Here is a 13,699-nt window from a genome sequence, read left to right on the forward strand (position 1 = left end):
CCTTATTAAGGTTCGGAAAAATGCTATATTGACTTAGCCCGCGGCATCAGGGCCACTCACCAGTGCTACCAGGGGTTCGGTACCTGCATTTTTGAAGTTTTGCAGGATCAGGTCGAAATCGGCTGCAGAACCATCAGGATTGATGTGGGTATTGTTAGTGAAGCGGTAATCGATATTTTCGGTGGTTAGCCTGTGGTACCAGATGCAGGCAGGCCGTGGGCTGCATAGTTGGGCAAAAAGAAAACATGATTGAGATAAATCCTTGTCAGGGTGAAAAGTTTAGTGGTACGTGCTGGATCCTGGATACTAAAACGGGAAAGAACAAGCCAGTAAACTTGTGTTTAGCAGGCTTGTTCTTAACTGTCTTTTTACATTTCTTATATTTCGGCAAAAAATTTAATTTTCATAATTTGGGGCACTGTTAATAAATCAGTAACCGTATCACAAATTGAAACTACATCGCTTCGGCAATACTGCAAAATACCCGCTTGTACTTATCGCTGTTTTTTTAGTAGCAGTTGCTGCTAAGGCCTACTTACCCGGTAAATTGTCGCTGCCAGGCACTTCTGAACTAACGGACTTCTTGTCTTTCCATCATAAATCAACGATAACAACCCGTATTACCCCTGCTACTTCCGGCAATACAGGGCAGGCAGCTAAACCTGACATTACTTACCAAAGTCCGCAGGTTTATACGGCCGGCGTAGACATTGCAGTGCTTGCACCGGCCAATGCAGGTGGCCCTGTTCCGGCTGATACTTACGGGATGGTAACTAAACTTAGCGGCAGCGGGCAGGCCGGGTCATTCAACGGTGATGCCAATACATCTGCATTCAATTCGCCGGAGGGCTTGGCGGCAGATGAGCAGGGCAATGTGTATGTAGCCGATTTTAACAACAATATCATCAGGAAGGTAAAGCCCGACGGCAGCACTATAACATTGGCGGGTGATGGCACCGCAGGCAACACTAATGGCAATGCCGCACAGGCCCGTTTTAACGGCCCGGCCTGGATAACACTGGATGCAGCCGGAAATGTTTATGTTGCCGATACCAAAAACTTCCAGATCAGGAAAATTGATGCCCAGGGACAGGTAAGCGTGTTAGCAGGCGATGGCACCCAGGGTTACAAAAACGGCCTGGGTACCGAAGCGCAATTTGATAATCTTGGCGGCCTGCTGGCCGACGCCGCTGGCAATATATTTGTGTGTGATATAGGCAACAACCGGATCCGTAAAATTACACCATCGGGTATGGTGAGTACCGTGCTTGGCAACGGCAATCCTTATTCAACAGAAGGCAAGGGTGAGCTTGCCGCAATTGGCTCGCCAACCGGTATAACCATGGATCAGCAGGGTAATTTTTACGTTGCCGACGGTTCAAGGATCATCAGGAAAGTAAGCCCCACGTTTGATGAAACAACGTTTGCCGGTAATACAAACTATGGGAACTATGACGGCGTAGGCACAAACGCATCTTTTGGCGGTATTACATCAATTGTATGTGATATTACGGGTACCATTTATGTAACAGACCAGTACAACACCCTTGTACGCAAGGTTACCCCGGAGGCGAAGGCAAGCACGCTTGCAGGCAGTTCATATAACCATTACAGTAATGGCGTTGGCAAACTGGCGGCATTTGAATACCCATTTGGCATTGCAACCGATCGCAAGGGCAACTTATATGTATCAGAAACAAAAGGTAACCGCATTCGTAAACTATCCATTACCGGTTACGGTATTGATCGCGATTTGCCGCCCGGCCTAAGCTTTGACCCTGCTACTGGTATCATCAGCGGAAAACCAGCGCTTGAGTGGCCTGCAACTGATTACACAATAACTGCTTACAACTTAACAGGCAGCAGTTCGGCCAAGATCAATATTGCCGTAAAAGCCAATGCCCAGCCGGCAATAGCACCACCAAATATCAGCTATCAGGGCCCTCAAAAATACACCGTTGCCAAAACCATCGATAATCTGCTGCCCCAGAATAGCGGCGGCGAAATAGCAGCCAATAATTACGGAAGTATTTCTTCAATCAGTCTTGTTGCTGATTACAACCTGTTCCAGCCTTTCGGGGTATGTATTGATAAAAACGGTAACGTGTATATCGGAGATGCAGGAACCATGCAAATCTACAAGGTTTCGCCTTCAGGTGTTCGCACTGTGCTGGCCGGCAGATATGGCGGATTCGACAGTATTGACGGTACCGGCACCGATGCAGTATTTTATCACCCTTTCGGACTCGCCATTGATGGCGCCGGGAATATATATGTAGCCGACTGGGGTGCTGACCGGATCCGCAAAATAACGCCAGAAGGTAAAGTGACTACAATAGCCGGAGGCCATGGTAATGGGTTCTTAGACGGCCCTACATCTGTGGCTCAATTCAACTCAATATATAATGTGGCCGTTGATGCCGCAGGTAATTTATACGTTGCAGATGCAGGCAATAACGCCATCCGCAAAATAAGTCCGGATGGCATGGTAACCACACTTGCAGGCGGTGGAGAACCGGGATTAGTTGATGGCAAAGGGGCAGCTGCCCGCTTTAACGCTCCATCCGGCCTGGTTACAGACAAGCAGGGCAATGTATACGTTGCTGATGAAGAAAATCAGGTGATCCGCAAAATCACACCCGATGGTACGGTAACAACCCTTGCCGGTACTGGTGATTATGGCATGCAGGATGGCCTGGTAAAAAGTGCCACTTTCTTTTTCCCGAGGGATATCACAATTGACGGCGACGGCAACCTGTTCATCACTGATGAAGGCAACAATGCTATACGTAAAATAAGTACAAATGGTACAGTAAGCACGGTAACAGGCATAGGCCCTGATCAATCAGGCATCACCAATGAGTTAGATGGAGTAGGTAAAGCAGGCACAATATCGCAGCCTTTAGGCATTGCTTCTGATGAAAACGGCACCTTATACGTACCATCAAACGACGGAAAAACTTTACGCAGGATCCAAACCAAACAATACATTATTGACAAACCGCTGCCACCGGGGTTAAGCTTTGATAACGCAACCGGCACCATCAGCGGCACGCCAACACAAAAATGGCCTGCTACAGTTTACACCATAACCGGATACAACGTTAGCGGCAGCAGTTCGGCCACGGTACGGATTGAAGTTGATGGCCTCAGCAGCCCGCTTAAACCGCCGGTTATCACTTACCCTACCCCACTTACCTATACCGTAGGCACTGTCATCCCTGTTCTTGAACCAACAAATACAGGGGGAGCGGTTCCTGCAATTGCTTACGGGCTTACAACAACCTTATTAAAGACCGGGCTCAACCACCCAACCAGCTTATATGCCGATGATAACGGCGGGGTCTATATTGCCGACAGGGACAACAATGTAATTAAGTATGTTACCCCCGCCGGTACGGTAATTACGTTTGCTGGCAGCGGTGCAGCGGGGACAGCAAATGGCCCTGGGAGCACAGCCAGTTTCCACGGCCCGTCTGCTGTTTGCCTGGGTGCGGATGGTTTTTTATATGTGGCCGATACTTACAATAACATGATCCGTAAAATCTCCCCTACGGGCTTAGTGAGTACATTTGCCGGCACTGGTGGGCAGGGCAATCATAATGGCTCAATTTCGTCGGCAACGTTTAACCAGCCGGTTGGTATTTGTACAGATGCTTCCGGAAATTTTTATGTAGCAGAATTTAGTGGTTATATCCGTAAAATCACCCCAGAAGGCCAGGTGAGTAATTTTGCGGGGAATGGTACATCAGGATTTAATGATGGTCAGGGAACCAGTGCAATATTCAATCAACCGGCAAATATTACTACCGACGCGGCCGGCAATATCCTTGTTGCCGATTACAAGCTGATAAGAAGTATTACCCCCTCAGGTTATGTAACCACCATTGCAGGTCAGGGAGGCAGTTTTGCATATATCGCAGGCGTAGCTACAGGCCATGATGGTACGGTTTATTTTTCAGATGCAGGAGGGTTTATTTATTATATCGATAAAACAGGGGCTGTAGTTACGCTGGCCGGAAACCCTTCGGCAATAGAAAGCGACGGTATTGGAACGAGCGCTTCTTTTAACTTTCCTTTGGGAATAAGCATGGGAAAAGGCGGGCAGCTATTTGTTGTTGATTTTGGGGCTAACAGTATCAGGCAAATCAGTACCACTGGCTATCATATTGATAAGCCACTGCCTCCGGGACTATCCTTTGATCCTCAAACCGGCAAAATAACCGGTACGCCCACGGCACCATCCGATCTTACAGACTATACGGTTACGGCTTATAATACAGATGGCAACAGTTCATTTACATTCCAGATCAAAGTGATCCCTGCTGCCCTCAAGCCCCAGGCTATTACTTTCGGGCCTATCCCCGACAAAATCACTACAGATGCGGATTTTGATCCCGGGGCAACGAGCGATAATGGCAGTATCCCAATAACTTACAGCAGCGATAATCCTGCAGTAGCTGTTATCGTAAACAATAAGGTGGTCATCAAAGGGGCGGGTTCGGCACATATAACAGCAAACCAGCCAGGTAATGGTATATATTCGCCAGCCCAGCCTGTTACGCAAAACCTTACTGTTAATGCTGCACCATTACAGCCGCAAACAATTACGTTTTCGCCTATAAGCGATAAAACTTACGGAGATCCCGCATTTAGCCCTGGTGCTTTCAGCTCCAATAATTCAATCCCGGTAACTTACAGCAGCAACAATAGTGCTGTGGCTATTATTGTTAATGGCCAAATTGTTATAAAGGGAACCGGCCCGGTCACTATCACTGCCAGCCAGGCCGGGAACAATGCATACCTGCCTGCCAACCCGGTAACCCAAGCATTTTTAGTAAAGCCTGCGCTATTGACTATTACGGCACAAAACAAAACCAGGCCTGCACATGTTGCAAACCCGGTTTTGACTGTGACTTACAGCGGCTTTGTTTATGGCGAAGATGATGCAGTACTCACTACGCAGCCTGTGATATCTACTGCTGCTGATCTGTCTTCAGATCCCGGTGATTATGCTATCACTGTTTCCGGGGTCGAAGCTGCCAACTACACTCCTTTTTATGTGGATGGAACACTTACGGTGCAGGTAACGATGACCATACCCAATACCTTTACACCCAATGGGGATGGCAAGAATGATACATGGAAAATCCCCTCACTTCAATATTACCCGGGCTGTACGGTTGATATATATAACCGTTACGGCCAGCACGTTTTTCAAAGCCATGGTTATACCACCGAATGGAATGGCACCTATAACCAGTCGGCATTGCCGACTGGTACTTATTATTACCTGATCGATCTAAAAAACAAATCAGCGGTTTTATCCGGATATATTGTTTTACTCAGGTAACAGAATACGTTTTGTGTTGCCTGAAGAAACTTAATTGGCTGAAGAAGTGGTTGCAAGAAAAATCATTTATTCGGGGGCGAATTTTGATCTTGAACTACAAGCAATTGCTCTTAAATTCTAATTTGAAAGATCTCTTCTTTGGTGATGTTAAGCTTATTTATCTTTGACCCCAATGTAGAAACCGGCACACCTAAAAGCTTCGCCGCACCTTTTGTACCTGATATTTTCCCACCACACCGGCGTAATGTTTGCAGAATATGATCACGCTCATTTTCTTTGATCGTTTTGAAACTGAACGTTTCATCCGGTAATTTTTCCTGGAAATTATTTTTAGGCAAATACACCTCTTTCAACACACCACTCGTTGCCATTAATGTGCTCCTTTCAATAATATGCTCTAACTCGCGGACGTTACCAGGCCAATGATAGCTCAGTAAATCCTGCTCAACCTCTGAAGACATTCCCGCAAGACGTTTTCCAAATGATCGGTTATATCTTTCCAGAAAATATGCAGCCAACTCCTGAATATCTTCTTTTCTTTCCCGGAGCGAAGGTAAGGCTATAGGAAAAACATTCAAACGGTAATAAAGATCAGGACGGAATCGTCCATTTTCAACTTCTTTTTTCAATTCCCGGTTTGTTGCTACAATAATGCGGACGTCTATTTTAATGGTTCTGTTACCACCAAGCCGTTCAATTTCCCGTTCCTGTAGCGTCCGTAATAATTTTGCCTGAAGTTCAAATGGCATTTCTCCTATTTCATCAAGAAATAGGGTTCCATTATTCGCCATTTCAAACTTCCCTATCCGGCGTTCAACAGCACCGGTAAAGCTTCCTTTTTCATGGCCAAATAATTCACTTTCGATGAGATTTGCTGGTATTGCTGCACAGTTTACCTTTATCATCGGGTTATTTTTCCTGGGTGACGCTGTATGAATCGCCATTGCTGCCAATTCCTTGCCCGTACCTGTTTCGCCGGTAATCAATACCGTGCTATTGGAATAAGCTACCTGGTTGATCAACTCATAAACGCTTTTGATCGCCCTGCTTGACCCGATCATATCATAGTTACCACTGTGCACAAGTTTTTGTTCCTGCACATAGCTGGTTTCCTTTTCTATCTGTTTTTTATAAGAATTGATTATTTCTAACTGGGCCGCAATTTTCTCCTTGCCTATAATGTTTAAAACGGCAATTGATATTTGCGCACAAACTCCTTTCAGGAGTATCATAGATATATTTACGCTGGTCTGTAACCATACACACCCAATGACTGTCTCGCCGGCTTTTAGCCTTACTCCTATTAACTTGTCGCTTTTTTTTTCATCATACAAAAAGATATAACGGGGAATTTTCGCCATCTTTTTCAACCTGGACAAGCTAAAAGTTAAAGGTTCCTGAGAAAGCACTACACGATCAAATATATCATCGTCAATAACAAAATTCTCTTTATCAGGCCGGTCATCGATCATATCACCACTTTGATTACCACAAATCAATATCGAATGCGATTGGCGATCTTCGCTGATGATAGAAACAGCAAAATTTACAGCATTAAAATAACCGGCAATTTTCTGTTTGATAATCCGCGCCAAATCTGCTTTATCCCGCACAGTTGCCATACCATGGCTAAGGGCTAATAAAATAGATTTTTCCTTTTCTACTTCTTGTATTTCCTCATTGATCCTGATTTTAGTCACCGCGGTTGCCAAGTGACATGCAACATGTTCTATAATTTCCAAAGCTTCGTGGTTAAAATTATTTTTAATGTCTGAAAACAAAATAAAGTTGTATTTACGCGCAGGTTCCCCTTGTATTGCTATAACCATTTCGCGGGCACCTGTTTCATAATTCATTTTAATCCAGGATGGTGGCTTCTTCGTCATCAGTTCTTCCAAATCTACTACAATTGGACTCCCGGCTTTGACAGCCTGGTTGTAAACGCCATCACTTACACAATTTCCAACCAGGATTCCTTGATTATATACCGTCGATTTCAGCTCATCTAAATCTTTATCCTGCAAGAACACCTTGTACATCCTGCCATCCTCACTGGTAACTCCTATTATAATATGTGTAAAATTGATCAGCTTTTTCAGTTGTGAATTGATCAGTCTCAATAAGTCCGTTTCATTCTTTGTCACCGCTATATCTGTTCTTAGCGCCTCTAATAACGATTTACCGTTTATCGTCAATGTTTTTTCCAGTAAAGAGGTTTGATTCATAACAACATCATTTTATAACCTGCCCATCAAACAGTGTGGCTTCCTGCAGGTATGAGTTTTTGCAGAACGCTCACTTATATAATGCGGCTTACAATTATTTTAAAAGTAAAACCGGATAGTTTGACTCCAATGCGAATCGCTGGGTCGTACTACCATAAAGTAAAGTATGCCAGGAGCTATGTTGTCCTGGCAGGGCAAAAATCACCTGAGCTTCAATTTCAGCCGCGAAATGCAGGATTTCCGCCGCAACGTCCTTGCCTTTGCTATAAACAATCTGAAAATGGTATCCATCCAGATAACTGGCCAGCAATGCTGAATTTTCAGGATCATGATGCACATTATGATCATTCAGATCAAGATTTAAAATAAAAATCTTCGCATTTAACCAAATATGGGACTGACAAAGCTTTTTGAAATTTTCAAGTCTCCTGAGGTTTTGGAATGTTGTCGGAATCAAAACACGGTTTACAGGCTTGTATACTACAGTAAATGGCAAAAGTAAAACCGGGACGGTGCTCATTTGCGCAATAGGTATGATACTTCCGGCAATCAACCTATCTGAATCAGCCGATTTTGCATCATTAATAATAATCAACAGATCCGGTCTTTCTGTTTCAAGTGTCGTTTCTACTACTTCGATCAATGTACCTTCAAGCATGCGGGTGGAGATTTGCATATGAACAGGGAACGCCCTGATCATTTCCCCAGCTATAGTTTTTAGTGTAGTCTCTTCTGTTTCCCAATCCAGAAAAGGTTGTTCAATGGCAGTTCCAACTATTCCGGGGATAGCGAATGTTTTTTCAATAATTGATGGCTGATGAAATGATTTAATTAAAACAATTTCGCTAACAGGAAAATCACGGCAAAAAGCTGCCAGATAAGCAATAACCTCCTGTGTTATTCCGGTATAATCTATTGGGATGGCTATTTTTTTCATTTTGTAAAGATTATATAATCGTTTTTAATCAGTTTTATTGGCTACTGAATAGCGGCCAATAAAATTTGACTTTACCTTCCAACAAACCCAACTTCGAACTACAACATCAAGTGATCACTCCTTTTCTGAATTATGCGTAGTTTAAAAATCAAAATTAATCTCCCCTTATATAACACTACTCTAAAAATCAAATAATCCACTTTTAAAAACGATGAATATCCGGATAAAACCAACTATTTCATTGAAAATCAACAATTTCCACCTGCATCCTCTGCTTAAAGGAGTTCAAAACCTTTCGTTTTTCCACCTCAGTAATTAATGGATTGTTCGGCAATAAACAAACGAGTCTCAGCGAGCTCTTGTCATTTCAACAACCTGGGTTTACTTTAACTAAATCTTATCGCTGTAATAGCTGATCACCAAAGCTACCTGCTATTTTCCCGCTGTATACCGGGCTGTAAACCTGTTTGGGATTTAAAGTCATTTTCGTAAATAATCGAAATATCGAATGCTAACCCTCACGAACCAAAACATAAATAATTGATTAACAATACATTATATACTGGCACAAGCTTGGCAATAATTATTAAATTTTTATTCACCCAATTTTCCAATTAAAACACAAAAGATTATGTCAACAAAAGTCGCAGATCAACTCGTGGAAATGATGTTAAATGCCGGTATAAAACGCATTTATGCTATTACAGGTGATAGTTTAAATGAATTAAATGATGCAGTGCGCAAACGCCCGGAATTACAATGGATCCATGTGCGTAATGAAGAGGCTGGTGCGTTTGCTGCATCTGCAGATGCACAGATGAGCGGCCTTGCCTGCTGCGCCGGGAGTAGTGGCCCGGGCCATGTCCATTTAGTAAATGGACTTTACGATGCACACCGCTCAGGTGCACCTGTTTTGGCTATTGCTTCAACATGCGCAACCAAGGAATTCGGAAGCGGATATTTCCAGGAAACTAATGTCATCAAGCTGTTTGACGACTGCAGTTATTACACACAGGTGGCAGCTAATGCAATTCAATTACCCCGTATGGCCCAGGCTGCAATACAAACTGCTATCTCTAAAAAAGGGGTTGCCGTGCTCGGGTTCCCGGGCGATGTGGCCAGCCTTGAGGCTGTTCATATTGACTCCTCTGAAAAGAATTTCTTTACCAAATCAAAAATCTGCCCTGAGGACAGTGAATTGCAGGAACTTGCCAATCTGTTGAACCGTAATCCAAAAATCTGTATTTTTTGCGGCATAGGTGCCGCCGATGCACATGATGAGGTAGTGGCACTGGCCAAAAAACTTAAAGCACCTGTAGGCTTTTCGTTTCGTGGTAAAATGGGGATTGAATATGACAACCCGTACCAGGTTGGTATGACGGGGTTGCTTGGACTACCTTCCGCTTATCATAGTATGCACGAAAGCGATGTAGTTTTACTACTGGGCACAGATTTTCCTTATACCCCGTTTTATCCGCATGACAAAAAAATAGTACAAATAGATATTAAAGCCGAGAATTTAGGCCGAAGGGCAAAATTGACTATGGGGCTTTTTGGCGATATCAAATCCAGCGTTGCTGCACTCCTGCCATTGCTACGGGAAAAGACCGACCGTAGTTTCCTTGATGCACAGCTTCATATCCATGAAAAAGTTCAGGAACATTTGCAGATCTATGTTCGCGATAAAGGCAAGAAAGGCGCTGTTTCCCCGGAAGCTGTTGCTGATATAATTAACACGCTGGCTACAGATGATGCCATTTTTACCTGTGATACCGGTATGTGTAATGTATGGAGTGCACGTTACATCAAAGCAAACGGAAAACGGGATATGATTGGCTCATTTATTCACGGCTCAATGGCCAATGCCATGCCTCACGCTATGGGGGCAGCACTTGCATGCCCTAACCGCCAGGTTGTTGCGATGTGCGGCGATGGCGGAATTTCCATGCTTTTGGGAGACCTGGCTACCATTAAACAATACGAACTCCCCATTAAAATCATCGTATTCAACAATAAGGCGCTTGGCATGGTAAAACTGGAAATGGAAGTAATGGGGCTTCCGGATTTCCAGGTTGATATGATGGATCCTGATTTTACAAAAGTGGCGGAAGCCATGGGCATTAAAGGCATCAATATTGATGACCCGGAGCAACTCGAATCCGGGCTGCGTGAAGCATTTTCATTTAACGGCCCTGTACTCGTAAATGTTCATACCGACCCAACCGCACTGGCGCTCCCCCCCAAAATCGACCTGAACATGGTTAAAGGGATGGCACTTTCTATGACCAAAATGATGCTCGGAGGAAAGTTTGAAGATGTTCTGGACACGGTGAAAAACAATTATAAGCACCTGAAAGAACTAACCGACTAACAATATTATCCAACAGAATTTAATCTTAGATCAATGAGTTACCTTAATGTTATTGATGATACAAAGTCAAAAGAAAAGGCATTTGTAATTGCCTGGGGGTTCGGATGCTTGTTTTATTTCCTGGAATATGTAAGTCGTTCGTCGCCGGCCGTGATGATATCTCAACTTTCAGATTTCTTTGGAATATCTGCCTTACAGGTGAGTTCGATCCTCGGTAAATATTACTATACCTATTCTATCACCAGCCTCATTGCCGGAATTGCACTTGATAGAATAGGCGGTAAATTTTCGATTTCTATCGGCGTGCTTGTTCTGGCAATTGGCTGTATAATGTTTGCGGTACCTGTTGTACTTACCGGAGATATAGGCCGGCTTTTACAAGGCGCGGGCTCTGCGTTTGCATTTACAGGTTGCGTTTACCTGGCATCCCATGGCTTTTCGGCTAACAAAATTGCAACAGCTATCGGTTTTACGCAGTGTGTTGGGATGCTGGGCGGCGCGGCCGGCCAATTTGTTACCGGCCCACTTATTCACAATGGTTTACATGTCAGTACTTTTTGGCTGGCCCTTGGGATAATTTGCGGAATAGTATGTGTAATGCTTTACCTCATTACCCCGGCCGAAAACCATCCTCATGATCATCCGGCAAAGCAAAATTTACTTTTGCCCTATAAGATCGTATTTACCAATGTACAGTCTTATTTCAGCGGTATCATATCAGGCCTTCTTTTTGCACCGACAACAATTTTCGCGATGACCTGGGGGATTGCGTTTTTTCAGCAGGACCGTCACCTGAGTTACGAGCGTGCAGTTATAATTTGCGCCATGGTTCCATTGGGATGGGTTATCGGCTGTCCGCTGATGGGTTGGCTTTCAGATAAAACGGGCCGGAGAAAACCAGTGCTTTCAGGAGGGATCATTGTCATGTTTATCTGCTTTGCCCAAATCTTCTTCCTGCCCGATATTGTGCCCTTCGCTGTTTCGCTGTTCCTTTTTGGTGTTGCATCCGGCGTTGCCATGATTCCATATACCATTATTAAGGAGGCCAACCCTGATAATGTAAAAGGAAGCGCCACAGGCGGTATCAATTTCATAACCTTCAGTATAACTGCTATCCTCGGTCCTCTTTTCGCATCATGGTACGGCAAAACGCTCCAGACAACAACGGATCACAACGGTCATTTCCAGTCAGCTGGAATCTTTTTTTTGATAATAATGGCTATAGCCTTTGGCATCAGCCTGATTATAAAAGAAACCGGAAAGGGGGTTAAACAAGCTAATTTACTATAGTCTTTAACTGTTTATAAATTGCATATGTACAAACTATTTATCCTCTTGTGTATAACGAGCCTATTAACAGTGAGCAGGGTGTTTGGTCAGGGTGGCTCGCCGGAGTATGGTGAAGGAATGAGAATAAAGCTGGACTCATCCGGTAATAAATACATTCATTTTTCTACCTGGGCCACGTTTTGGGCAAGGTACTCCAACAGCAATCCGGGAACAGCAATCAATGGTGTTGCCAAGAATAACTGGTCAGATTTCTCGCTACGACAGTTTCGCCTTTTAACGTACAGCCAATTGAGCCCCAGGTACCTTATCCTTGCAGATATTGGTATGGATAACCAATCATTTTCAACCGGAGGATCGGCGGGGGGAGGAAACAGCGGTAACGGCGGCAGTACTTTCAGCGGGACGCTTGGAAAAAAGCCTGAGCTTTATATACATGATTTGTGGAATGAATACGCTGTATTGCCGGATAAAGATCCAAAATCAAAGCGGCAACGTTTTGCTTCATTGTATATCGGCACGGGCTTACATTATTGGATGGGACTGAGCCGGATGACTACATCCAGTTCATCCAATTACCTGGCATTAGATGTCCCTCTGTACAATTGGCCCCTGGTAGATTTATCTGATCAATTTGCGCGGCAGTTAGGTGTTTATTTTAAAGGGAATATAGGCCCGGTGGCCTACCGGTGGTCGGTAAATAAACCTTTTACCGTATTGTCTTCAGCAACTGCCTTTCCCAAAAGTGCGCCCGACAGCAGTTATGCGGTTGACAACAATGCCACAGGTAAATTGTCAACTACAGGATATGCCGCGTGGCAATTTTTGGAAAAAGAGGGCAACTTTCTGCCGTATACTACAGGAACTTATGTAGGTACCAAAAAGGTGTTCAATATTGGCGCCGGCTATTACTATACCGGTGACGGAACAGTGACCCAGGCTTTCAACAGTGCAAATTCCCCGCTAATCAGGCATCACATCATGCTTTGGGCAATAGATAGTTTTGCAGACCTCCCATTCGGAGGTGCGCAAAACTGGGCTTTTACCGGTTATATGGTTTATTATCATTATGATTTCGGGCCAAATTATTTGCGTAATGCTTCTATAATGAATGCCAACGCCACACAGGCCCCTGGTTATACAGGCCCCGTATCGCAGGCCGGTTTTGGAAACCTTGCGCCTCTTATCGGAACCGGTCATTCACTATTCACCCAGGTTGGTTTATTACTTCCTAAAAACCTCCTGGACGCAGGTATGCGCCTCCAGCCATTCGGCGAGTTCAGCTACCAGCAATTTGAACGCTATGGCAGTTCAAAATTCACTTACTGGAGTGCAGGCTGGAACCTTTATCTTGACGGTCATCATGCACGGTTATCCTTCAAATACCAAACCCGCCCCGTTGTAACCGGCAACAGGCAAAATGGATCTGAAGGATCCTACATCCTGGCCACTCAAGTTATGCTTTGAAACAAACCGGAACGGCCCAGCGCTGTTCCTGGTTTGTCGTCTATTTTCCGGTTAAATCT

The 13,699-nt window shown here is 44.3% G+C and carries 6 protein-coding genes; 4 read left to right on the plus strand and 2 right to left on the minus strand.

The features are described from left to right. The first annotated feature begins 448 nt into the window (after positions 1-448). On the plus strand, positions 449-5,353 hold the full coding sequence (locus ACFFGT_RS01930; protein WP_377020807.1) for an NHL domain-containing protein: 4,905 nt from the start codon (positions 449-451) through the stop codon (positions 5,351-5,353). Positions 5,354-5,463: 110 nt separating this feature from the next. On the opposite strand, the gene ACFFGT_RS01935 is transcribed toward ACFFGT_RS01930, so the two are convergent. After that, a complete protein-coding gene (locus tag ACFFGT_RS01935) occupies positions 5,464-7,578 on the minus strand; it encodes a sigma 54-interacting transcriptional regulator (protein ID WP_377020808.1) in 2,115 nt (704 codons plus the stop codon). 94 nt (positions 7,579-7,672) lie between these two features. Beyond that, complete coding sequence (locus ACFFGT_RS01940; protein ID WP_377020809.1) at positions 7,673-8,515, minus strand: putative universal stress family protein; 843 nt, start codon at positions 8,513-8,515, stop codon at positions 7,673-7,675. Positions 8,516-9,146: 631 nt separating this feature from the next. Between ACFFGT_RS01940 and ACFFGT_RS01945 the strand changes: the two genes are divergently transcribed. The 3 genes from ACFFGT_RS01945 to ACFFGT_RS01955 are packed head-to-tail and all read left to right on the plus strand — an operon-like array spanning position 9,147 to position 13,640. After that, positions 9,147-10,886, plus strand: a complete 1,740-nt coding sequence (locus ACFFGT_RS01945; RefSeq protein WP_377020810.1) for a thiamine pyrophosphate-dependent enzyme — start codon at positions 9,147-9,149, stop codon at positions 10,884-10,886. 33 nt (positions 10,887-10,919) lie between these two features. Further along, a complete protein-coding gene (locus ACFFGT_RS01950) occupies positions 10,920-12,176 on the plus strand; it encodes an MFS transporter (RefSeq protein ID WP_377020811.1) in 1,257 nt (418 codons plus the stop codon). Between the two features lie 24 nt (positions 12,177-12,200). Beyond that, positions 12,201-13,640, plus strand: coding sequence for a hypothetical protein (locus ACFFGT_RS01955; protein ID WP_377020812.1), 1,440 nt, complete (start codon positions 12,201-12,203; stop codon positions 13,638-13,640). The last annotated feature ends 59 nt before the right edge of the window (positions 13,641-13,699 follow it).

This window comes from Mucilaginibacter angelicae (genome assembly GCF_042434235.1).
GTDB classification, from domain to species: domain Bacteria; phylum Bacteroidota; class Bacteroidia; order Sphingobacteriales; family Sphingobacteriaceae; genus Mucilaginibacter; species Mucilaginibacter angelicae.

Coding starts and splice junctions, on each gene's coding strand:
- ACFFGT_RS01945 (WP_377020810.1), top strand. CDS start 9,147: ATGTCAACAAAAGTCGCAGATCAACTCGTGGAAATGATGTTAAATGCC.
- ACFFGT_RS01935 (WP_377020808.1), bottom strand. CDS start 7,578: ATGAATCAAACCTCTTTACTGGAAAAAACATTGACGATAAACGGTAAA.
- ACFFGT_RS01950 (WP_377020811.1), top strand. CDS start 10,920: ATGAGTTACCTTAATGTTATTGATGATACAAAGTCAAAAGAAAAGGCA.
- ACFFGT_RS01955 (WP_377020812.1), top strand. CDS start 12,201: ATGTACAAACTATTTATCCTCTTGTGTATAACGAGCCTATTAACAGTG.
- ACFFGT_RS01940 (WP_377020809.1), bottom strand. CDS start 8,515: ATGAAAAAAATAGCCATCCCAATAGATTATACCGGAATAACACAGGAG.